17 protein-coding genes and 1 pseudogene are annotated in these 21,863 nt (G+C 55.1%); 10 read left to right on the top strand and 8 right to left on the bottom strand.

Going from position 1 to position 21,863, the window contains the following annotated elements; translation table 11 throughout:
• Positions 1-21: 21 nt before the first annotated feature.
• On the bottom strand, positions 22-969 hold the full coding sequence (locus AC0V60_RS09710) for a hypothetical protein (RefSeq protein ID WP_486178270.1): 948 nt from the start codon (positions 967-969) through the stop codon (positions 22-24).
• 176 nt (positions 970-1,145) lie between these two features.
• Complete coding sequence (locus AC0V60_RS09705; protein ID WP_486178269.1) at positions 1,146-2,264, bottom strand: NAD(P)H-dependent flavin oxidoreductase; 1,119 nt, start codon at positions 2,262-2,264, stop codon at positions 1,146-1,148.
• Positions 2,265-2,356: 92 nt separating this feature from the next.
• Between AC0V60_RS09705 and AC0V60_RS09700 the strand changes: the two genes are divergently transcribed.
• Both AC0V60_RS09700 and AC0V60_RS09695 read left to right on the top strand, forming a co-directional pair.
• Positions 2,357-2,872, top strand: a complete 516-nt coding sequence (locus tag AC0V60_RS09700) for a styrene oxide isomerase (protein ID WP_486178268.1) — start codon at positions 2,357-2,359, stop codon at positions 2,870-2,872.
• Complete coding sequence (locus tag AC0V60_RS09695; protein WP_486178267.1) at positions 2,869-3,744, top strand: metal-dependent hydrolase; 876 nt, start codon at positions 2,869-2,871, stop codon at positions 3,742-3,744. The genes AC0V60_RS09700 and AC0V60_RS09695 overlap by 4 nt, the downstream gene beginning before the upstream one ends.
• On the opposite strand, the gene AC0V60_RS09690 is transcribed toward AC0V60_RS09695, so the two are convergent.
• Positions 3,741-4,976 (bottom strand): cytochrome P450, encoded by a 1,236-nt coding sequence (locus tag AC0V60_RS09690; RefSeq protein ID WP_486178266.1) that lies wholly within the window; start codon positions 4,974-4,976, stop codon positions 3,741-3,743. The two genes, AC0V60_RS09695 and AC0V60_RS09690, sit on opposite strands and share 4 nt — an antisense overlap.
• A 159-nt stretch (positions 4,977-5,135) precedes the next feature.
• On the opposite strand from AC0V60_RS09690, the gene AC0V60_RS09685 reads away from it, so the two are divergent.
• From AC0V60_RS09685 to AC0V60_RS09665, 5 genes are all read left to right on the top strand, one after another.
• A complete protein-coding gene (locus tag AC0V60_RS09685) occupies positions 5,136-5,747 on the top strand; it encodes a thiamine biosynthesis protein ThiC (RefSeq protein ID WP_486178265.1) in 612 nt (203 codons plus the stop codon).
• A gap of 436 nt (positions 5,748-6,183) precedes the next feature.
• Positions 6,184-6,837, top strand: coding sequence for an imm11 family protein (locus tag AC0V60_RS09680; RefSeq protein WP_486178264.1), 654 nt, complete (start codon positions 6,184-6,186; stop codon positions 6,835-6,837).
• 463 nt (positions 6,838-7,300) lie between these two features.
• Positions 7,301-7,933, top strand: coding sequence for an imm11 family protein (locus AC0V60_RS09675; protein ID WP_486178263.1), 633 nt, complete (start codon positions 7,301-7,303; stop codon positions 7,931-7,933).
• Between the two features lie 435 nt (positions 7,934-8,368).
• On the top strand, positions 8,369-9,127 hold the full coding sequence (locus AC0V60_RS09670; RefSeq protein WP_486178262.1) for a hypothetical protein: 759 nt from the start codon (positions 8,369-8,371) through the stop codon (positions 9,125-9,127).
• The gene (locus tag AC0V60_RS09665) at positions 9,128-9,274 is read left to right on the top strand and encodes a hypothetical protein (protein ID WP_486178261.1); all 147 of its coding nucleotides are present in this window, start codon (positions 9,128-9,130) and stop codon (positions 9,272-9,274) included.
• 261 nt (positions 9,275-9,535) lie between these two features.
• Here AC0V60_RS09665 and AC0V60_RS09660 read toward each other — a convergent pair.
• Positions 9,536-10,293, bottom strand: a pseudogene (locus tag AC0V60_RS09660) (IS5 family transposase).
• A 755-nt stretch (positions 10,294-11,048) separates the two neighbouring features.
• Between AC0V60_RS09660 and AC0V60_RS09655 the strand changes: the two are divergent.
• Positions 11,049-13,856 carry a TonB-dependent receptor gene (locus tag AC0V60_RS09655; RefSeq protein WP_486178260.1) on the top strand — a complete coding sequence of 936 codons (2,808 nt, stop codon included), beginning with the start codon at positions 11,049-11,051 and terminating at the stop codon, positions 13,854-13,856.
• 124 nt (positions 13,857-13,980) lie between these two features.
• Here the strand turns inward: AC0V60_RS09655 and AC0V60_RS09650 are convergent, their stop codons facing one another.
• Genes AC0V60_RS09650 through AC0V60_RS09635 form a run of 4 tightly spaced genes read right to left on the bottom strand, consistent with a single transcriptional unit; the run spans position 13,981 to position 18,461 of the window.
• On the bottom strand, positions 13,981-14,754 hold the full coding sequence (locus AC0V60_RS09650; protein ID WP_486178259.1) for a substrate-binding domain-containing protein: 774 nt from the start codon (positions 14,752-14,754) through the stop codon (positions 13,981-13,983).
• Complete coding sequence (locus tag AC0V60_RS09645; RefSeq protein ID WP_486178258.1) at positions 14,679-14,990, bottom strand: LacI family DNA-binding transcriptional regulator; 312 nt, start codon at positions 14,988-14,990, stop codon at positions 14,679-14,681. Before AC0V60_RS09645 ends, AC0V60_RS09650 begins: the two co-directional genes overlap by 76 nt.
• Before the next feature lie 20 nt (positions 14,991-15,010).
• Positions 15,011-16,726 (bottom strand): alpha-amylase family glycosyl hydrolase, encoded by a 1,716-nt coding sequence (locus tag AC0V60_RS09640; protein WP_486178257.1) that lies wholly within the window; start codon positions 16,724-16,726, stop codon positions 15,011-15,013.
• Positions 16,692-18,461 (bottom strand): alpha-amylase family glycosyl hydrolase, encoded by a 1,770-nt coding sequence (locus AC0V60_RS09635; protein ID WP_486179477.1) that lies wholly within the window; start codon positions 18,459-18,461, stop codon positions 16,692-16,694. The genes AC0V60_RS09640 and AC0V60_RS09635 overlap by 35 nt, the downstream gene beginning before the upstream one ends.
• Before the next feature lie 403 nt (positions 18,462-18,864).
• Here AC0V60_RS09635 and AC0V60_RS09630 point away from each other — a divergent pair, with 403 nt between their 5' ends.
• Entirely contained in the window at positions 18,865-20,484 is a 1,620-nt protein-coding gene (locus AC0V60_RS09630) for an MFS transporter (RefSeq protein WP_486178256.1), read from the top strand.
• Complete coding sequence (locus tag AC0V60_RS09625) at positions 20,481-21,854, top strand: alpha-amylase family glycosyl hydrolase (protein WP_486178255.1); 1,374 nt, start codon at positions 20,481-20,483, stop codon at positions 21,852-21,854. The genes AC0V60_RS09630 and AC0V60_RS09625 overlap by 4 nt, the downstream gene beginning before the upstream one ends.
• The last annotated feature ends 9 nt before the right edge of the window (positions 21,855-21,863 follow it).

The raw sequence follows: 21,863 nt of genomic DNA, 5'->3' as shown, positions 1-21,863 counted from the left end.
CCGTTCAATCAGATGTGCTGTTTAATTGCGCAGCAGGCCTTCATCATCCAGCCGGCTGGTCATGCTTGACGCAATCGTCGTACGCACTGCGGCGGCGCTTGAACGGCGGTTGTCGTCGGAATAAACCGCGCTCAGCATCGAGCGATCAAGCATGGACATCTCGTCTGGCGCATCAAGCTCAGCGTCTTCGACATAGAAGAGGTTGAGGATCGAGTCTGAGGGCACTTGCTGCACCTCGCCGGGCACGAACTCAATCAAGACTTGCAGCGTCAGAAAGTCGCCGATCTGGATCGTTGTCATGCCGTTGATCTTCTTGCGATCAAGCACGGTGAAGGTGTGGCTGATCGTCTCAGGCGGAGATTGGTCGATGCGCGATGTAAGCGCGCCGTCCGATGAGGGAATGATTTGCTGGTTCACAAGCTGTTCGCCAACACCCGCGCCCGAACGTGCTGTCTCAACGCTCGTGGGGATAAATACCCAGCTGTAAACAGGGCGCTCTTCGCGGATAAGACGGCGTTTTTCCGGCTTGTACATAGCGCGAAACGCGATGGGGCGATTGTCATTGAGCCAGTTTACAAAGCCATGTGGGTTGTCGTGAAACACAACAGAAGCGTTCACCGTGCAGCCTTCTTCGCCGTACGGGATATTGGCTTTTTCAAGGTTTGCTTTGACCCGCGCAAGGATCTGTGAAGAGACGCTTGCCGGGATATTGTCGATGCCGATGCACACCGGGTCTGCGCGCCGAGCGATCTTGTCGCCGGTTTCTTTCAGAGTGCGCCAGAGGAATTGGCGGACCTCTTTCTTGGTGTAGCCTTCTACGATGATTTCGTTTGTGGTCTCAAAACCCTGTGCATCATTGGGCGCGTCATATGCGGTGTCTTGTGCAGCTGCGGGGACAGCGATGAAGGCACATGACGCTGCGAGAAGTGAGAGGGTTTTAGTCGCGGTCTGCCTGAATGCGGGGATCATCCGTTTGCTCCTAGAGAGTGGACTTGCGGGGTTGATCGTTCCTCTAAAGATACTGTGGTGAGGCAGCAATGAACGCTCGATTACGGGTGTAGCCCGATGGATCGACGCCTATTTTTTAGACGAACGCACAACCCAGACCGAGAAACGGCAATGGCCAGATTTTGATCCTGAGCAATTTATTCAATCGCTTGCGCCAACCCTTCAAACCCGCGCGCAAAGCCCGCCTTGAAGTCCTGCACGATTGTGCCAACGCCGCGTTGGTCCTGAACAAGGCCAAGGCCTTGGCCGACCCAGTAGCTTGAAATCGCTTGGGCCTGCACGTTGCCGCCAACTGCGGCTTGATCAAGCGCGCGCAGGACGGGCTCTGCTAGCAAACTCATCAAAGGCATGGGCAGGGCGGGTAGGCCTGCGGCGGCCCATTTCTCATGCCATTCGCTCTTCAATTGGCGCGAGAATTTGCCGGTACGGTGTTTGGAGCGGATCGTGTCGCGCGATCCGGCGGCGACCATTTTTTCGCGGAACACTTCGCTGGTCTCCGCCTCGGGTGAGGCAAGCCAAACGCTCCCGCACCAAGCACCCGCCGCGCCCATAGCCATCATGCCGGCCATCTGCTCGCCGGTCATAATCCCGCCTGCGGCCAGCACCGGAATATCGGCGCCCGCGTCTTTGATTGCGCGCACCACTTCGGGGATCAAAACGACGGTGGAGACATCGCCGCAATGCCCGCCGCCTTCGCCGCCTTGGGCAACGATGATGTCAACGCCTGCCTCTACCTGTTTGAGCGCGTGTTCCTTTGCGCCGACCAGCGCCGCCACGGGAATGCCGTGCTTTTTGCCCGCAGCAATCATCTCGGGAGGAGCCGTTCCAAGCGCATTGGCGATGAGGCGCACCGGGTGATTGAAGCTCACCTCCAGCAATTCCTGACCCAGAGACGTATTGGGCGCTTGGCTGCCGCCTTTGAGAGCGCCAGCCTCTTCGCTCACGCCTGCATCGCGCAGGATCTGGCGAACAAAATCGCGGTATTCGCTGGGAATTTGTGCGATGATGGCGTCCGCGCTCACCGAATGGTCAACCGCCTGCACCTCTGGGATCAGAACATCGACGCCGTAAGGCATGCCGTCCACATTATCGTCGATCCAATTGAGCTCATGCTCCAATTCTTGCGGCGTATAAGACACCGCGCCCAGCACCCCAAAACCGCCCGCACGGCTGGCTGCTGCCACCACATCGCGGCAATGGCTAAAGGCGAAAAGCGGAAATTCGCATCCCACCATCTCGGTCATCTTAAACGGCATTTGAACTCTCTCCCGGCGTCCTGTCAGCTAAGGTTTGCCTAAGCTGCAAAACTGGTCAACAAGGGCAGGAATATGCACCGGGGAGAAGTGCGATGAGTCGGACGAATATTTTGACCGAGCGCCGCCGGTCGCTTTTGGTGATCAATGGTGTGGGACTGCTGATTTCGGCGGTTTTCTCCGGCTGGCTCTACTTCTTCTTCACCCTTGGCGCGTTCGATCTGTGGCCGTTCTTTCAGGATATTCCGGCCGATATTCCGGGCGACCGGCGCGCGTGGAATATGGCGCATTTGGAAGGCATCACCAACGGCACGATCCTGATCGCGGTAGGGGCCGCTGGGGCATACATCCGGCTGGGCGAGCGGGCGCAAAGCGTGCTCTTCTGGTCGTGTTTGGCGTTTGGCTGGATGTTCACATTGCCCGCGATTGCCAACGCTTTGCTGGGCACACGCGGACTTGAATTTGGGGGAGGGCCGTTTTCGGGCGACGTCCTCACCAATAACATCATCTTTGTGTCTGGCTGGCCTGCGATGATCGGCGTGCATGTCGGCTTTGCACTGCTCCTTTGGGGCGCGTGGCAGCACTATTCTTGCATCAGGAGCGCACCGTGAGCCCCTCTGAAGTTCTTGGACAGCAAATCCTCGTTCGCCGCATCCCCTTTCGCTTTGACGAAGGGATTGACCCCGTGTGGAATGCGGCGCGTCCGGAATGGAGCCATATGGTCAACGGCGCTTCGCTCACCATGCCCTATCTTGAGCCGTTTCTGATCAAGACCGCGCGCGAGGCCCTTATCCATGTCGATGATCCGAAGCTTAGAGCGGAGGTTGAAGCGTTTATGGGGCAGGAAGGCGCACACTATCGCAATCACCGGCGTTACAACGATATCCTGAAGGCGAGCTATCCCGAGCTTGCCGAGGTCGAGGCGATGATGGTGCGCGACTACGCCAAGTTTCGCAAGCGCAGCCTCAAATGGCGGCTCGCTTACAGCGCCGGATTTGAGACGATGACCATCGGTATCGCTGAGTGGCTTGCTGAGCACCGCAAAGCCCTGTTTGCAGGTTCAGATACAAACGTCGCATCGCTCGTCCTGTGGCATTTTGTCGAAGAGACCGAGCACAAGAATGTCGCTTATGACCTCTACAAACATCTGTTTGGCAGGAACTATTTTGCGCAGCAATGGGGGTTAATCATGGGCTCATGGCATGTCGCTTGGATGAGCCGGAAGGCGTATAAACGTATGCTGAAACGCGACGGGCGCTGGGGAAAGCTCTCCAGCCGCCTATCGCTTTACGCCATGGTCGCGCGCTTCTTCTGGCACGCGGGCCCCGCTATGCTGCGCGCTGCTATGCCGGGCTATCACCCGAGCAAGGTGGAAGACCCCAAATGGATGGGCCAATGGGCGAAGGCTTATGAAGGCCTAGGCGAAGGGGAGATCCCGCTCCTCGACACAAGCGATCCGGCGATCCCTGCCAAGTTTGCCTAACTGCGCTTTTCAATCCGAACAGGCATCGCACTAAAGGCCCGCAGAAACGGGCTTTTAACCCGCTCGACCGGCCCGTCTTGCACAATGCGCCAGTTCCGCTCAACGATCTGCGTGATCACCGTCCCGATCTGAATTTCGGCAAGCCGCGCCCCAACACAGCGGTGGACGCCGTGTCCAAAGGCGAGGTGCCGCCGCGCATTCTTACGCGCCACATCAAAGCGGTCCGCACCCTCGAACACCGCCTCATCCCGGTTGGCCGAGATATACCACATCACGACCTTGTCCCCCTTGGCGATACGCTGTCCGCCAAGCTCAGTGTCGGCCATAGCTGTGCGCCGCATATGGAGCACAGGGGATTGCCAGCGGATGATCTCTTGCGCGGCATTGGCGATCAGTTTGGGATCATCGTGGAGCTTATCCAGCTCACCGGGAAAATCATTCAAGGCTGCGACAAGCCCGCTCATCGAATTGCGGGTCGTGTCATTGCCGCCCACAATCAGCAGTGCAATATTCGCCAGCCGCTCAAACGGGTTCATATTGCCCATGGCATCGGAATGCACCATGCGGCTGATCAGATCATCGGCCGGGTCTTCCCCGCGCCGGGCATCGAACAATTGGTCAAACCGGCCAAGCATCGCCTGCATCTGAGCCATCCACTCAGCGCGCCATTCGTCATTCATATTGTCCGAGGAAACCCCGCCTGCATAATCCGACCAGAGCTTCATCTGCGGGCGTTCTTCGAGCGGGATATCAAACAATATGCACAGCATCCCCATTGTGAGCGGGATCGAGACACGGTCCACCCAATCGAAGGTCTCCCCTTGAGGAAGTTCATCGAAAAGCTGGGTACAAAGATCCACCACCTGCTGCTCGCGGGTGCGCATTTGGCTGGGCGAGAACGCGGGGGTGATGACCTTTCGCTGCTCGGTATGGGTGGGCGGATCAGCGGCGATGAAATTGGGCAAATTGCTTTCCGGCGGCGGGTCCGCAATGACAATATTGCCGTTCTTGTAAGAGCTGGAAAAGGTCTCCCAATCCAGCTCAACCGCGCTCACCAGATTATAGGTGACCACCGACCAATAGGGGCCAAAGGGGCTTTCCGGGCAATAACTTACAGGCATTTCCTCGCGCAGCTTTGCGAATTTGTCCCGCCATGCATCCTCAACATAAAGCGTCTCATCGCTCACATCGAAGGGGGCGGTGGCTCTTTCAGCGGGCGCGGCTGTTGCCATGGTATGGGGGTCCTCTCATCATTCTTGCAAAAGACTGTGCACGCCAAGGGTGCGTATGTCATCCCTTTCGGTTTGATTGCGATGCACGCCTGAAGTGTAACCGGGCTTGCCTGCCCCGCGAAAATACAACAGAAAGCTTTCAAACAGGGGACCAATTACATGGACATTACATTCGGCCGCACGGTCAAATTCACCGCTATCTTGCTCATTCTCGCTGCATTGTCACAGCCGGTCTACACCGCGCTTTATGTGCTGGCACCTGAGGTGGACCGCGGCCCTTTGTGGTCGATTGAGGCTATGGTGTTCACCCTCATGGCAGCGCTCGCAGGGTCGGCTTTGGTTCAGGCAAAGCGCCTCCATCTCGGCTGGTCGGCCATCGCAATGTCAGCGGTTTTAAATGTGTTTCAAGTGGGCATCGGCCTCACGCAGTTTGGCCCTTTCCGCGAGGTCGCAGAGGCAAGTCCAGAGACCGCCCCACTGGCCGGATCAATCGTTGCCCTATCCTTTTTTGGCTACAACGCAGCGAAAGTTCTGCTGGGTCTGGCAGCGCTTGTCTTCGGCATGGCCAAAGTCGCGCAAGGCAGCAAAGCGCTGGGCGGTCTGACAGCGGCCGTGGGTCTCGTCGCCATGATCAGCAATGCGGTGGTGATGGGTTTTGGCCGAAGCATGTCGATCACCGCCGACGGCTTCATGCCATCAGGCGCATCAGGCGTTCTCGCCACCGTGCTGTTAGCGGTGTGCCTGTTCGGGGTCGCCAGCGAAGAGGGTTGAGAAAGAATTTTGCGGCAAAGAGGACCATATAAAAACTCAGTGCGAATGGGCAGTCAGCCGCAAGCACATTGGCGAACTGTGTTCTCACTCGGTACAATATTCGTCAGTGCATTGGTCCTGATACTTTTATTGGCCGTACCTTAATCTGCGGGCAAGGTAAGGGCATTTTACTATTATACCGGCGCGTAGTCTTATGCTTTCCCTTATGCACAAAGTCGTCATCGCAGTCGTGTGGAAAGATTTTCCCGATTTTATTTAGAACTGCCTTGAGCTTCAAAATTCTTGTGTCAAAGTAACGGCTTGGGATTGGGAGCAATGGTATGGGGTCGCATCCACTTACAGGTATGAGTTCTGTTGCCGCATGCGCGCGGCCCTTGAGGGGCGCGCGTGGTATCCCACCATTTGAGCCTCCATTGCCCACGGGAGGGGCGAACTGATGGTCTATTCGATTTCTTTTGTGATGCCCTACTACCAGTGGCCTTCTGAGGAATTTCTGGATGGCAATCCCATGGAAATAGAGCTTGCTGGTCCTGAGACTAAAGAAAAGCGAAGACTTCAGATCATAAACAAGACTCATCGATATCATTTGGGAATGCCAATCGCTGACGATCACGTGCCGACCATATGGCAATGGAGTTCCTCTAAGGATTTGTTGGACTGCGACAATCCCCATGCTTTTCCCTGCGTGAATGCCAAGATTAAGTCGATCATCGAGGAGCTTGAGCCTGATGTGCATCAGTTCTTCCCTGTGCAGGTGGTTGATAAAAAGAAGAAGCCGCTGGCTGAGCGATGGCTTTGGAATGTGTGCAATCGCATCGACAGCGTGGACAGAGAGCATACGACTTGGGTCCAGCTAAAGGGAAAGAAGTGGTTTCATCCAAAGAGAGTGAAGGACGCTGAGCTTCCTCCGGGGTATGATCGCAGCGTTCCCCCGAAGATCGTATTCAGCAGCGAACGTATTGGCGGTGCACACTTTTGGCGGGATCCCAACTTGAAGCGACAGCATCTTTATTGTTCTTCAGCCGCCGGGGAAGTTCTTCTGTCTGAGGCATTTACAGGTCTTGAACTCACCAAGAGGGAGAGCGTGTAATGGCGTTCAACGGCCCCACCAACAATTTGGAGCGTCCACGAGGATTGCGTGATGTATTGGCTCCACGTCTCGATCAGAACAGGAGCGGTCTTCAGGGCGCGCGGTTTAATATTCGTCAGTGCATTGACCCCGGCATATTCATTGATCACCCGCTCTATCCAAGGGCGAGGCAAGGGTGTGTTTACTATCATACCGGCGCGTAGTCTTATGCTTTCCCCTATGCGCAAAGTTGTCATTGCAGTCGTGTGGAAAGATTTTCCCGATTTTATTTAGAACTGCCTTGAGCTTCAAAATTCTTGTGTCAAAGTAACGGCTTGGGATTGGGAGCAATGGTGTGGGGTCGCATCCACCAAATCTGTGCAGATATCGAGCGGCGTTCGCGCGCGGCTTTCGCGTGTTGGCCTGCGTTCATGCAAATAGAGGAATGTAAGTGGTATATTCAATCGGTAGGGTAGGCGTCCATGTGACTAGTCCGGATTACTATGTGGTTGGCGAGGATGATATATGGTCGAAAGCCGAGTATCTCCATCCCGATAAGGTTGACCGGCATGCTGATGCGCGAGATTTCTTACCTACTGGTTATGGCTACCCTCTAGTGCCCGGGACAACGCCCGCAAAGGTGGTTTGGAAGAGCAAATCCAAGGCCCCGCCTGACTATGCCCTTGGCGACAACGCCTTGATGCTGGTCTCTTCGCGGTTTCGCGATCTGGTTGAGAGCATTGAGCCGGGCGTGCATCAGTTCCTGCCCGTGGCGATGTATTATTCAGAAAAACACCCAGAGCCGTTCGATGAGTTTTACTGGTTTGTGTGCTGCAATTTGATCGACAGCCTTGATCCAGAAAGGACGACCCTAACCTGGCGAGGGTTTTTTGATGAGCGGATGGAAGATGGTCTGCGCCGGGGTCAATGGTATTTCGATCACTCTGTCGAGCCCCAACAGAGGCCGGTGTTTGATCTCAAGGCGATCGGTGACCGGCATCTTTGGCGTGATCCATATTGGAGCAGGAACATGGTTTATTGCTCCGATGAATTTGGAGAGGCTTTGAATGATTCTGGCCTCACGGGGTTTGGGACCGCCAAGCGCGATCAAGTTTAAAGCCTGAAAAGGGGTTCTCATGGCTTTTGATGATATCATACGGCCCACGGACTGGGTTGACTACATCTCTTCCAAAAGTGGTCGGATCAGCGGTCTTCAGGGCGCGCGGTTTAATATTCGTCGGTGCATCGACCCCGGCATATTCATTGATCGCCCGCTTTATCCAAGGGCAAAGTAAGGGTGTGTTTACTGTGATGCCGGCGCGTAGTCTTGCGCTTTCCCCTATGCACAAAGTCGTCATCGCAGTCGTGTGGAAAGATTTTCTCGATTTTATTTAGAACTGCTTTGATTTGAAAAATTTTCGCGTCAAAATAACAGCTTGGGATTGGGAGCAATGGTGTGGGGTCGCATCCACCTGCCGAGTTGTTGAGATTTGATCGCGCAACCTACGTCGGTGGGTTCGTGCGCCTTTGTTATGTGAAGAGAGGCTGAGTGATGGCTTGGGGTTTTTTGTGGCCGTATTCTATGGGTCGGTTTCGATTGGAGGGTTTGCCCGAGGGTACCGGGGAGGAGGGCGAGACAGGTTGGCACACGCGCTTGCGAAAACACTATTACGCTCAGCCTCCTGAAGTTCAGAAGGCATTGTTCCCTCATGCGATTGAAGATGTTTACGATGACCCGCTTTCGGCAGGGTGGCACTATTCCAGATACGCGTCGCGGAAGCTGCATGCTGAGCGTGGTTCGGTAGGTGAGGCGGACTGGCCGGCATTCAATGAAATTTTCGAGCATGAATGGCCGAGATTTTTTGAGTGTCATCGGACCCCTTTCAATGCGGGTTCCCTGATAATCACTCGGGCGTTGACCGTCGACTCGGCGTTGAAGGGTGTTATCGAAGAGCTTGAGCCAAACATGCATGAGTTTTATCCGCTCGAATTGAAGACGAATTACAAACCGGCCCGTGAAAGGGAGTTTTTCACTGCTTTCGTTGGCCAAACACTCGACAGTTTGTCGCCGGAAGAAAGTGATCCGTCTCATTGTGTGCCATGCATAAATGGCGAGTACAGGCTGATAGACAAGGATAAGGCCGTCAAAAAAACTGCCCTGCGCCGTAGCGTTTTTGGATCGGCCCATCTCTGGATTGAGCGCAGGATCAGGGGGCGATTGCCGGTCTGTTTTTCGAACGAGTTATACGCGGCAATTAAGGAGGTTGGCCTCGCCATTCCTCGTTTGCATAAAATGCGGGAGGTCGAATAAATGGCTATTCCGATTCAAGGTTCCGATACGATTCCTATTGGATTGTCCGACAAGGCTCTTGAGGCATTTGAGGATTATCTTCCCGGTTGGAACCATGCAAGTGAACACAATCTAAAGCCGGGCGCAACGACCGCAAGGGTTGCGTGATGTATTGGCCCCGCGACTGCGTCAGAACAGGAGCGGTCTTCAGGGCGCGCGGTTTAATATTCGTCAGTGCATTGACCCCGGCATATTCATTGATCACCCGCTCTATCCAAGGGCGAGGCAAGGGTGTGTTTACTGTGATGCCGGTGCGTAGTCTTATGCTTTCCCCTATGCGCAATCGATGCGGGAAGCGGGGCTGACCGATACTTTTGACACAGCAATAGAACGCACAGTCCTCGGGCTTCGTTTGGCGTTGCTGTGGGACTAGGCGGCGTGGACAAATTTGAGCCAGTATCTGGCTGATGCGATGTGGACCATGGAGAGGAAGCTTTCTGCGAGTTGGTCGTATCGGGTTGCGATGGCGCGGTTGATTTTCAGAAGACCGAAGAAGCGCTCAATCTGGTTGCGTTTCTTGTAGAGTGACCGGTCATATTCGATCCTCACCCGGCGGTTTGAACGTCCCGGAATAACGGCTTCGATGTTCCTCTTGGCAAGATCGGCCCGGATGGCATCGGCATCGTATCCCTTGTCGGCCAAGAACGCCTGCGGCACTCGCTCTGGCAGGGCGATCAGCGTGTCATAGGCCTTGCAATCCGCCGCTTCGCCGACTGTCAGGTGGAAGGCGAGTGGCCGTCCTCGTCGATCAGCCAGACAGTGAAGTTTACTGGTGAACCCGCCCCGCGAGCGGCCAAGAGCTCTTCGACGAGTCCCCCTTTTCCGCCCGCTGCCGAAACATGGGCGCGAACCGTGGTGCTATCGATGCTGTAGTGGCCGCTGTCTGCCATGATCTCGGCCAGCGTGACGGACACGGCCTCCCAGACCCCGGCCTCACTCCACCGCCTGAACCGCCGATAGATCGTGTTCCAATTGCCGTACTTGGGCGGGACATCGCGCCAGGGCGTGCCACAGCGAAGCCGCCAAAGCATGCCGTTGATGATGGAGCGGTTATGTTCAGGTCGTCTGCCACGCCCACGGTTCGATGCCTCAATCGGAAGCAAATCCCTCAAAACACGCCATTCCACCTCTGTCAGATCGCCTCGGCTCAAGCCTGCCTCCAAAAGGCAGCCTTGAATCAATCAGCCAGCGCTACGTCAACCAATTTGTCCACGCCGCCTAGGAAGTCGCAGATTTGCTGAGTTTTTCTGCTGGTTGGCCGATTGTAATCCTGCGGACGGCAGGATCAGGGGATCGTGTAAGTTGGCCGATTTGCCCAATGGGTGCGATCAAGTGAGAATAGTGCAGAGCAGCGTCTGCAAATTTTTGCAAACGTGAAAATTCGATAGAAACCTCGAGTTCCTGTAAGAATAGGATTGTGGTTCTAACGTACTGATTGGATGAATAAAATATCTGCCATGAACCTGATCCGCTGGAATGAACGGATCCTGCATGCCACTCCAAGAATGAGTTTCGCTCCTCAGGGACCCCAGAAGATCTGGGTGGCAAAATCCCAGAGGCATCTATAGCATTGATATAAAGCATAATTCTGATCCCTGGCTCTCTCAAATCAGTGAGTTCAGCGGGGAATTTAGGAATTCAGATTTTCCGACATCCGGTGTGTGTCAAAGTCGCCACAGTCCTAGTGTACTCGACCGAATATTGTCAGCGCCTCAGTGTTTCCCCCGATATAAAATACTGTATTATAGAGATTATAGCCAAAAGAGACTGTATCAAAGGCTGTGCAAAGATTCTTGTTTTACGTCTCGTTATTTCTGCGCTATGAAAAAAAATGCAAAATATGCAAAGTCGCGATGCGATTGGGAGAGGACTAATTATGAGAATGAAGCGTTTCACCGCTAATGCTCGGCTATTGGCCGGAGCGGCAACTGGGCTCGCACTTGTCGCGGTTGCCTCGCCTGCAATGGCTCAAGAGAGCGACACGACTGAGGTCACCGAAGATGAAGAAAATGCGATTATCGTAACTGGCTTTCGGCAGTCGGTCGTCAATGCTATTCAAGAAAAGCGTGAGCTAGGCTTTATCGCGGAGGTCGTCAGTGCTGACGATATCGCAGGTCTGCCGGACACTTCTATTGCTGAGTCTCTCGCTCGATTGCCAGGTGTGACCTCCCAGCGGACTGGTGGACAAGCCAGCGCAATCAACATTCGGGGCCTTTCTCAGGATCTGGTTTCTGCCTCGCTCAATGGCCGGGAGCAGGTTGCAACAAGTGGCGACCGGATCATCGAATTCAACCAATATCCATCGGAGCTGATCCGTCAGGCTGCTGTATACAAAACTCCGCAAGCGTCGGTGATTGCGGGCGGTATTGCCGGCCGCGTTGAACTCGAAACTGTTCGGCCTCTGGACAACTCGGAGAGTTTTAAGGGGTCAGTGAACCTTCGCGGTCTGTACAATGACCGCGCAAGCCAAAGTCCCGACGTAGGATCGGACGGCTATCGCTTCTCCGCATCAATACAGGCTAAGCTTGCGGACGACACCCTCGGCCTTGCGCTTGGCTATGCAAGGTTATCTCAGCCCAATGTGGCCACACGTTTCGTGCAGTTCGATTTCCCTACACCGGGAAATAACGGTTCGCCCGCTGGTGAGGATTTTGACGGCAACGGTATCGATGACCGGCGTTCTTTTGGATATGAATTGATCCAATTTGGTGGCCGTGAAGAGCGCGATGGTCTTATCGGCGTGATTGAGTGGGAGCCATCATCTGACTTCCGTGTACTGATAGATGGCTATTATTCGCAGCTCGATTCCGATGTATTCCGCCGCGGTTTACGCGTCTTCAGCACGCAAAGCGGTGATACAGTGATCACCAATCCGGTTGTTGTAGGCGATGCAGTGACGGGCGGTACTTTTACTAACCAAGTCGGATTGAATGGTTTCGGTTTTGCACTGGGCACAGAATTGGTGAACCAGGACGAAGGCCGTTCCGACGAGCTCTACACCATTGGTGGTAATTTCGAATATGATGTAAGCGAAACCTTTACGGCCGCTTTCGACATCAGCTACTCGCGCGGCGACAGCTTTTTCAACAATAGTGGGATCAACACGCGTCCGCTCTTTGACGACGGTATGGGTAATCTGATTGAGGCGAACTCGACCGCGGGTGCTCTTTCGACGACGTTCCAAACCAACGCGTTAGACTTGCCGACTATCACCAATATCAATCTGAACGGTTCGCAGATTGATTTTACCGACGCAGATACATTCCTGCTTACTGGCCAGTTCCTCGTGCCCCAAGCTGATACTGATGAGCTGTTCGCAGTCGCGGTTGATTTCGACTGGGAGTTCGGCGGAGGCTTTTTCAGCGATGTGCAGTTCGGCGCGCGTTATTCGAGCCGTGACCTTGAGCGGACGGTCACTTCGTTCTCTACCTTTGGCCTGAACGATACGTTCACGCCATTTCCCGCTGACCCAAGCCAAGTCACTACGGGCGGATTTGAAGGAAGCTTTGCAGCCGCCGGTTTCCCGAATTTCGCGGTTTTCGACATTGATGCTGTTTTCGATGCAGCCTTTGGTCCAGAAGGGGGGACAAGCCGTCCGACAAGCCAAGAGTTCTTCGACTTCACAATAGATCAGAGCTTTACCAATTCAGAAGATATTTATGCTGGTTATGCGCAGCTTAACATCGACACTGAAGTGGGCGGATTGCTACTGCGCGGGAATATTGGCCTGCGTGTCGAGCATACTGATCAATCATCGGCCAATGGATCCGGGCTGATCTCGGCTGGAACAGACTTCACTGACTTTCTGCCGTCATTGAACCTGATCCTTGAATTGTCGGACAGCGATCTCTTGCGTTTCTCAGCAACGCGCCAAATCTCGCGGCCAAGCACTTTTGATACAAGAGCTGCGATCAATGCAAGCGTTGGGAACGACAACATCGCGACAGGTGGGGGCGGTAACCCGCTTTTGGAACCTTTCCGCGCCAATCAATTGGACGTGAGCTACGAACATTATTTTGGCAATGATGGAATTTTCGCAGCTGCAGCCTATTACAAAGATCTGCGTAGCTTTATCATTGGCGGCGTGGTTCCCGATTTCGACTTTGCCGAAGCAGGGTTTGCCCTGGTTCCAAACCCGAATGCGACGGGACCATTGCAAACCACGGGGCCACTTTTCGCGCCAGTGAATGGTGAAGGCGGATATGTTTGGGGTTTGGAATTTAACCTCACATACAGCTTCCAGGATATTCTTCCCGAACCGCTTGATGGATTTGGTGTCATTCTGAATTACGCCTATTCGGAAAGCGATCTCGGTTTTGAGAGTGCGACGAGCGGGGAGACGATCAATCTCTCTTTGCCTGGACTATCGGAAAGTGTCGCTAACCCGACGATCTATTACGAGAAATTTGGTTTCGGTGCCCGTGTTGGCATGCGGTATCGCACAAGCTTTGTCGCGCCACAGATTGGTATCAGTGAGCTAATCGTAACCAATGCGTCAGAAACGGTGTTTGATGCACAAGTCTCCTATAACTTCCCTGATGACAGTGTTCTGGGCGGGCTGAAACTGCTTCTGCAGGCCAATAACTTCACCGATGAGCCAACGCGTTCATTCTTTGGACAGCGCGCGCAGACAGGAACCTTGCAGTTCTTCGGCCGCAACATCTTCTTTGGCGCGACCTACGAATTTTAAATCGTTCTGAACCGTTCAAAAGAGAGGCCCGCTGGCGACAGCGGGCCTTTTGCATTTCAGTGTCAGACTAAGGGCGGCGGCGCGAAAGGCCCTATTGAGGCCCTATTGATGCAGGGGGACGAGCTTACCCTCCGCAGCTCTCTCTGATCAGCAGGCTTGTCTCAAGCCGCTCAGAGATTGCCTGCCCACCTTGGGTGTCGATCAGTTTAGAGACGAGCATCCGGCCAGCGAGGTTCGTGTCTTGGTCGATTGTTGTGAGGCGCGGGGTGACTAAGCGCGCAGCCGGGATGTTGTCATAGCCGACCACTGCCACATCTTCGGGTACGGAAATTCCTGAAAAGGCAAGTGCGCGCATTGCGCCGATGGCGATAAGATCACTTGCGGCGAATATGGCGTCGAATTTGATGCCTCGCTTAATGGCGGAACGAGTGATGGATTCGCCCGATTGCACATCAAAATGCGCTGGCAAGGTCAGGCTGTCATCAATATCGCACCCCGCCTGCTCCAACGCCGTGCGATAGCCGCGATAGCGCTGCTCTGCCTCGGGTGCCTCAGTGTCGCCGAGGAATAAGATCCGCTCGCGCCCTAAACGAATGAGGTGAGAAGTCGCGCGCCTACCGCCGACGACATTGTCCGAACCCACGGTGCAGTACGAAGCATCGGCAAAATCTGCGCCCCAGACCACAAAGCGATCATCGCGGTCGATCAACTCGTTAAAGCCATCGTGAAGCGAACTTTGACCGATAAAGATCATGCCCTTCGCGCGGCTTGTGGTCATTGCAAACTCAAGGTCTTCCACCGTGCGCGGGAAAGTGTGGCTAATCACAAGGTCCACTTTGCGGTCGCGTGCAGCCTCCGCAATGCCGGCCAAAAGCTCGAGGAAAAACGGGTCTGACACCCGGGTTTCACGCGCTTGGGGGCGGGGACGATCACCGCTATTGTGGCGTCCGCTCCAATCGGGCCATTGGGCATGGTGGAGCGGAAATCGTAGTCATGCGCGCGGGCGATGCGCCAGACTTCCTGCTTAGTACGACGATTGACGGCGGGGCTGTCGTTAAGCGCGCGGCTAACGGTTGAGATCGAGACACCGGCTTGGCGCGCAATGTCCTCCAGCCGTGCGTTCTTGCTAGCCATTTGTTTCGGCCCCCATTTGCCTAACCGCCGCTTTTGACCGCCCAATATCCCGACTGGGGTGTCATCAAGCCTGATATTTGTCCAAGGCTGTTGCCCTGAATGCTCTGGCCGATTGCTTCGCTTGCGACAAGCTTTGCATCGCTAAATTCTTCAGGCGGGGCCCAGTCAAGCGTCGCGTCGCTTAGGTTGTACGCACACAACACCGCACCATCACCCCTGCGCCGAATGAAGGCGATAATGTCGCTGGGCGCATCCAAAATCTCGCTCGATCCGGTGAGAAGAGCAGGAAGCGACTTACGAAGCGCAAGCAATTGACGCGTGTAATTGAGGGCGGAAGCCGGGTTCTCATCCTGCGTATCAACGGCGCGGCTCGCCTGTGATGTATCCACTTTTAGCCATGTCTGATTGGCATTGGAAAACCCCGCCTGAGGCTCACGCGAAGCCCAAGGGAAGGGAGTGCGAGCGCCGTCTCGCCCCAAAGTGTGCGGCCAATTGGCAATTGCCTCTGGGTCTAGCAGATCTTCAAAGGCAACCTCTCCTTGAGGCAGTGCCAATTCCTCACCTTGATAGATGATCGGATTGCCGCGCAAGGACAGCAAGATCATCATCGATAGGCGCGCGATTTGGTCGTAGCTGGCACTTTCCCTCGCCCAGCGCGAGGTCGAGCGCGGCGCATCGTGATTAGAAAATGCCCATGACGGCCATCCTTCAGCAGGCGTGCCGTCCCAGTTGGAAAGCGAGGCCTTGATCCGCTCAGCGGTCAGGTCAGGCGCGTAAAGGAAGTCGAAATTATATGCAGAATCGAGGCGCTTGCCATCAGCAGTAAAGGTCTTCATCTCAGCCAGCGGTGTCGGGCCGCCAACCTCCGCGACGGTGAAACGGTCAGGGTATTCATCGATGGTGCTGCGAATACGCTCAATAAAGGCCGGAATATCCTCATGGCTTTGGTTGAAGCGCTTGATCTGCATGTCGAAAGGCCTTGTGATCTCCTCTATAGGCGCGCCAGATGGCGGGTTATCCCGAAGCTCGGGATCGTGCATGGAAAAGTTCAGCGCATCCAAGCGGAACCCATCGACACCGCGATCAAGCCAGAAACGCGCGGCGTCCAAAAGCGCGTCCTGAACATCCGGATTATGCACATTCAGATCGGGCTGCGAGGTCAGGAAATTGTGCAGATAATACTGTTTGCGCGGGCCATCCCATTGCCAGGCTGACCCGCCAAAGACCGACTGCCAATTGGAAGGCGGCGAGCCATCGGGCTTTGCATCGGCCCACACATACCAATCCGCTTTATCGTTTGTGCGATCCGCTCGGCTTTCCTTGAACCACGCGTGTTCGTCAGAAGTGTGCGAGTAAACCTGATCAATGATGACTTTAAGGCCGAGCGCGTGCGCCCGCTCGATGATCGCGTCAAAGTCCTCAAACGTGCCAAAGCTTGGATCGATGCCGCAATAGTCTGCGACATCATATCCGAAATCTTTCATCGGCGAGGTGAAGAAGGGCGAAATCCAGATGCCGTCAACGCCCAGCGAAGCGACATAATCGAGATTGTCGGCAATGCCTTTGAGATCGCCAATGCCGTCGTCATTGCTGTCACGAAAGCTGCGCGGATAGATCTGATAGATCACCGCTCCGCGCCACCATTCGTGGGACTGTTGGCTGCCCGAGGCCCCAAGAATATCAACCTGCCGGTTCACCTGACTACGCCCCAACCGCTTTAGCAATGCACCACCCATGCGCTGGAAGTTCCAATTGCACACTTCCCGGAGCGATCACTTTGCCGGGACACGCACCATGGAGCGTTTCCAACGCGCGCGTCCCATAACCAATGGTGGACTTGGTTGAAAGCGGGGAAGCACTCGTATTGAAGGCAAGGAAATATTCGTCGCCGCTTGCAGGATCGAAGCGCGAAAAGCTGACGAGACCGGGGGCCTCATCATTGTAGCTGCGCACCACCTGTGTTCCGCGCCTCAAGCCCGCATGCTTGCCGCGCAGAGCGGCTAGCTCTTTGATCAGCGTATAGAGCGGGTGAGCGGTGTCGAAATTCTCGCCAGCCGTCGTGCTGTCAGTACCGATCAGATTGTTGTCATTGTAGCTTGCCGTCGCACTTGCAAACATATCCTCGCGCGCCGCCTGATCATTACCGTCGCCGACAAAGCCCTGCTCATCACCATAGTAGATCACAGGGTTGCCGCGCAGTGTCATCAGCATGGCATGGCCAAGCTTAACCCGGGCCAGCAGATCGTCCTGTGAAATGCCGGGATTGTCATCGCGGATAAGCGTCGAGAAGCGGCCCATATCGTGATTACCAAGAAAGGTTGGCATAGTGCGCGCAGCCTTTTCGCCGCCTTCGTAATTCACATCACCATCGAACATATCGACGATCACAGAAGGCGGCGTGCCCTTGCCGATCGCCTCGCGCACGGCGGATTGGAATGCAAAATCTAGCACGGCGGGAAAACCGTCGCGCCGGGTGAATTGCGCGAGGAGGCCACTGTTGGGGCTGTCGGAATAAACCTCACCGAAGATAAGGAAATTGGGGATGCCTTCTGATTGCGCCGTGGCAAGCATCGCAGGCACGAACTTCTGCCAGAATTCCGGATTGACGTGTTTCGCTGTGTCGATCCGGAAGCCGTCAATGCCAAAGCGGGTGATCCAGCTGGCATAGATGTCGATCATGCCTTCGACGACGCGGGGGTGCTCGGTGTAAAGGTCATCGAGCCCAGCAAAATCGCCATAACGGCTGCTTTCGCCTGAGAAGGTCGTGCTGCCCCGGTTGTGATAATAGATCGGATTGTTGAGCCATGCCGGGACTTTTACGGAGGCTTCGGCCTCAGGAACATAGGGCGTGTAGGCGTAGTCAGACGCGGTCAGCTTTTCGAAGTTTTCCGTCGTCTGTTCGCTATCGCCCATAAAGCCTTCGTTGATCGCTTCCCCGGTCTCTACGCGGCGCGAATAGGGATGATCGGCAAGGCTGCGATAGGCGTAACCGAAATCCTCGCCTTCGCGGTAACGGATCACATCGGCGGTGTGGTTGGTGATGATGTCCATATAGACCTTCATGCCCCGACCGTGGGCTGCATCGACGAAGGCTTTGAACTCTTCATTGGTGCCAAAATGCGGGTCGATGCTGGTGAAGTCTGTCACCCAATATCCGTGATAGCCGCTGGATTCGTCGCCTTCCGGTCCCTGGACCGGCTTGTTCTTGAAGATTGGTGCAAACCAGATTGCTGTAATGCCCATGCCTTCGAGGTAATCGAGCTTTGCGGTGAGGCCAGCAAGGTCCCCGCCATGGTAGAAACCCTTATGTGTAGGCTCAAAACCGTGGTCGAGCTTGTCCCCTTCAAGGCCTCCGGTGTCATTGGATGCATCGCCGTTGTTAAAGCGGTCAGGCAGGACGAAATAGACCACCTCATCTTCTGGCGGACGCTCACGCAAGGTGGCTTCGATCTCGGCGGGTGGTTCTTCCATAGCCGAGGCAATGTTAGAAATCGGGGTGAGCGTTGCAGCGCTAAGCACGCAGGTCGCAACACATCCAGCGATTAAGATTCGTTTCATTTCATCCACTCCCAGCCGCTAATTGCCATCAACTGAAAAAATTTGCAAATATTTGCGTAAAGGAAAGGTGTCTAATCTAACATGCTGCAAAAAAACACTAATTAACGCGAGAACAGAATTGGAGCTAGCGATATATGGCAAAATCCATACAATTCTAACGAAGAAACTTGCAAAATTTTGCAAGCTCGGCATTTTGAGGGGAGAGAGCTTAAAGTGATTGCCCGCGCGCACATGCAGCTGGGGTAGCTGCGTTATGCGCAGAGTGTTTGGGACAAGATCACATTATCACCAAGTGCGGCTGTATGGGAGAGAAATAATGGCAAGCGCGAATGCGCCCGAAAGTGTTTCTGGTCAGGGCCGCAAGCCTGCGATGAATGCAGGTCAGATCTGGAACATGAGCTTTGGATTCTTGGGGATCCAGATCGGCTTTGACCTGCAAAACGGCAATGTCAGCCGGATTTTCCAAACTCTTGGCGCTGAGGTCAATGAGCTTGCGATCCTGTGGATTGCAGCGCCTATGACAGGCCTTCTGGTTCAGCCGATTATTGGGCATATGTCGGACAAAACCTGGGGGCGTTTTGGTAGACGGCGGCCGTATTTCCTGATCGGCGCGATCATCGCAACCATGGCTCTCTTCCTCATGCCCAATTCCCCAACGCTCTGGGTCGCGGCGGGCATGCTTTGGATCATGGACGCAGCGCTCAACATCACGATGGAGCCGTTTCGCGCTTTTGTTGGAGACAACCTCCCTGATCGACAGCGGACCAAGGGCTATGCGATGCAAAGCTTCTTTATCGGCGTGGGGGCGGTCATCGCCGGAGCGCTTCCTTGGATGATGACCAATTGGATGGGGCTTTCGAATGTCGCGCCCGAGGGGCAAATTCCAGAAACCGTGCAATGGGCATTCTATATCGGCGGCGCGGCGCTTTTCGCAGCGGTTGCATGGACAGTGTTCAAGACGCGCGAATATTCGCCTGAGCAACTCGCTGGATTCGAGGCGGCCAGAAACGAAGCGCTGGGAATTGAGAGCATTGAGGCAGAAACGAAGCGCCGCTCTTCGGCGCAGTTCAACCAAAACGGCATCATCTGGCTCATAGTCGGGCTTGCCTTTGCAGCGCTCGTATTCTTTGGACGCGGAGGCACGAGGCCGGAATGGCTGGGCGATCTGGAGATTGCGCAAGAACTCTATGTGCTCGCCGGGCTTATCGCGGCCTTTGGTGTCATCCAGCTCATCGCCGGGATGATGCGATCAGGCGGCAATGATCAGAACGGCTTTATGGAGGTGGTGAACGACCTTTTCGCCATGCCCAAAACCATGCGCCAGCTTGCAGTTGTGCAGTTCTTCAGCTGGTTCGCGATGTTCTCCATGTGGATTTACGGGACGCCTGCGGTGGCTGAGTTCCACTTCATGGCACCAGACCCTGCAACCCAAGGCTATCAGGACGCGGCCGATTGGTGGAGCTTGCTTGGCTCGGTTCGCAACGGGATCGCAGCCGCGGCAGCGCTAGGTTTCATAATCATCGCAGCCAAGATGAACCGCACCCATTTGCACGCCGCCAACCTCGCGATTGGCGCGATGGGGTTTGCGGGCATGTTGATGATCCGCGATCCCAATTTGCTTTGGCTTCCCATGGTGGCGGTGGGCATCGCTTGGGCGTCAATAGTGTCGCTGCCCTACGCGATCCTAGCAGGGTCAGTGCCTGCGAAGAAAATGGGCATCTACATGGGCATCTTTAACATCTTCATCGTCGTGCCTCAGCTGATCGCAGCGACCTTGCTGGGCTTCCTGCTCACCACATTCTTCGACGGTGCGCCCATTTACGCGATGGCGATTTCGGCAACTTCTTTCACCTTGGCAGCGATTGCGACCTTCTTTGTGACCGACGGCACAAGCGCCGCTATCGAAGAGCGCAAAAACGCATCGGTGGCGGCATGAAGATCGCCAAGGGCCTGACATGCGCCGCCGCTGCCTTGGCTCTGGCGAGCTGCGACGCCGCTGCTACGACTTCGTATGAGCCGAGCGATGTGGTTCAGGTTCAGTCGCCCGATTGGGCGGCTGATGCCGTCATCTATCAGCTCAACACACGCCAATTCACTGCGCAAGGCACCTTCAAAGCCGCGCAGGAACAATTGCCGCGATTGGCTGAAATGGGCGTCGACATCGTCTGGCTCATGCCTATCCACCCGATTGGGGAGGAAAAGCGCAAAGGCACCATGGGCAGCCCTTATGCGGTCAAAGACTACCGCGCGATCAACCCTGACTTAGGCACCGAGGAAGAGTTTCGCGCCTTTGTCGATAAGGCACATTCTCTCGGCCTTAAAGTGATCCTCGATTGGGTGGCCAACCATTCGGCTTGGGACAATGCCCTCGTGAGAGAGCACCCTGAGTGGTACTCCAAAACCCCAGAAGGCGAGATGATGCCGCCCGAAGGGACAGATTGGTCCGATGTCGCCGACTTCGATTATTCCAACACCGATTTGCGCGAATATATGACCGGCAGCCTCACTTATTGGGTGCGCGAATTCGGCATTGACGGATATCGCGCAGACGTTGCTGGCTTCGTCCCGCTCGACTTCTGGGAGACCGCACGCGGTGAACTGGATGAAATCAAGCCCGTCTTCATGCTTGCCGAATGGGAAGAGCGTGATCTTCACATCCGCGCGTTTGATGCGACCTATGGCTGGGGCTGGAAAGAGGCGATGCAGGAGCTTGTCGCCGATGGCAGCGGTGCGGGCGCTATGCGCGGCTATTACCTATCGCAAAAGACGACGTGGCCTCACGCCGCGATGCGAATGGTCTACACCGACAATCACGATCAGAATTCATGGGATGGTGTCGCATCAGAGATTTACGGCCCAGCCTACGAAGCGGCAATTGCCCTAAGCTTTGTGGGGCCGGGCGTGCCCCTCATCTATAATGGTCAAGAGGCCGATTTGGACCGCCAGCTCGCATTCTTCGAGAAGGACGAGATCGAGTGGAAGGAAGGGCAACACGCGCCGCTGTTTGAGCGTTTGATCGCACTTAAAACCAACGAGCCAGCCCTGCACAATGGCCGCTATGGTGCGCCTTTGGTCGAAGTGCCCAATTCGGCGTCTAGCGATGTCCTCAGTTTTGTCAGGGGCGAGGGAGAGGCCCGCGTTTTTGGCGTCTTCAACCTCTCACCGCGTACCCAAGACGTGACATTTGAGTTTGCCCGCCATCATGGCGGATTTGAGGACGTAATGCGGCGGGATAACGTAGAATTTAAAGGCGATACCAGGCTCAAATTGGCGCCTTGGGACTACCGCATTTTCACAGCGAATTGATCGCGGATG

The organism is Erythrobacter sp. S259 (assembly GCF_057364965.1).
Note: the sequence above shows the minus strand (reverse complement) of the source record. Positions and strands in the feature narration are given on the sequence as shown.

What these genes read in the sequence shown, in the direction of transcription:
- AC0V60_RS09690 (WP_486178266.1), bottom strand. Translation starts at nt 4,976, where the DNA reads ATGGCAACAGCCGCGCCCGCTGAAAGAGCCACCGCCCCCTTCGATGTG.
- AC0V60_RS09630 (WP_486178256.1), top strand. Translation starts at nt 18,865, where the DNA reads ATGGCAAGCGCGAATGCGCCCGAAAGTGTTTCTGGTCAGGGCCGCAAG.
- AC0V60_RS09670 (WP_486178262.1), top strand. Translation starts at nt 8,369, where the DNA reads ATGGCTTGGGGTTTTTTGTGGCCGTATTCTATGGGTCGGTTTCGATTG.
- AC0V60_RS09705 (WP_486178269.1), bottom strand. Translation starts at nt 2,264, where the DNA reads ATGCCGTTTAAGATGACCGAGATGGTGGGATGCGAATTTCCGCTTTTC.
- AC0V60_RS09655 (WP_486178260.1), top strand. Translation starts at nt 11,049, where the DNA reads ATGAAGCGTTTCACCGCTAATGCTCGGCTATTGGCCGGAGCGGCAACT.
- AC0V60_RS09680 (WP_486178264.1), top strand. Translation starts at nt 6,184, where the DNA reads ATGGTCTATTCGATTTCTTTTGTGATGCCCTACTACCAGTGGCCTTCT.
- AC0V60_RS09640 (WP_486178257.1), bottom strand. Translation starts at nt 16,726, where the DNA reads ATGGGTGGTGCATTGCTAAAGCGGTTGGGGCGTAGTCAGGTGAACCGG.
- AC0V60_RS09700 (WP_486178268.1), top strand. Translation starts at nt 2,357, where the DNA reads ATGAGTCGGACGAATATTTTGACCGAGCGCCGCCGGTCGCTTTTGGTG.
- AC0V60_RS09635 (WP_486179477.1), bottom strand. Translation starts at nt 18,461, where the DNA reads ATGGAAGAACCACCCGCCGAGATCGAAGCCACCTTGCGTGAGCGTCCG.
- AC0V60_RS09625 (WP_486178255.1), top strand. Translation starts at nt 20,481, where the DNA reads ATGAAGATCGCCAAGGGCCTGACATGCGCCGCCGCTGCCTTGGCTCTG.
- AC0V60_RS09665 (WP_486178261.1), top strand. Translation starts at nt 9,128, where the DNA reads ATGGCTATTCCGATTCAAGGTTCCGATACGATTCCTATTGGATTGTCC.
- AC0V60_RS09710 (WP_486178270.1), bottom strand. Translation starts at nt 969, where the DNA reads ATGATCCCCGCATTCAGGCAGACCGCGACTAAAACCCTCTCACTTCTC.
- AC0V60_RS09685 (WP_486178265.1), top strand. Translation starts at nt 5,136, where the DNA reads ATGGACATTACATTCGGCCGCACGGTCAAATTCACCGCTATCTTGCTC.
- AC0V60_RS09645 (WP_486178258.1), bottom strand. Translation starts at nt 14,990, where the DNA reads ATGGCTAGCAAGAACGCACGGCTGGAGGACATTGCGCGCCAAGCCGGT.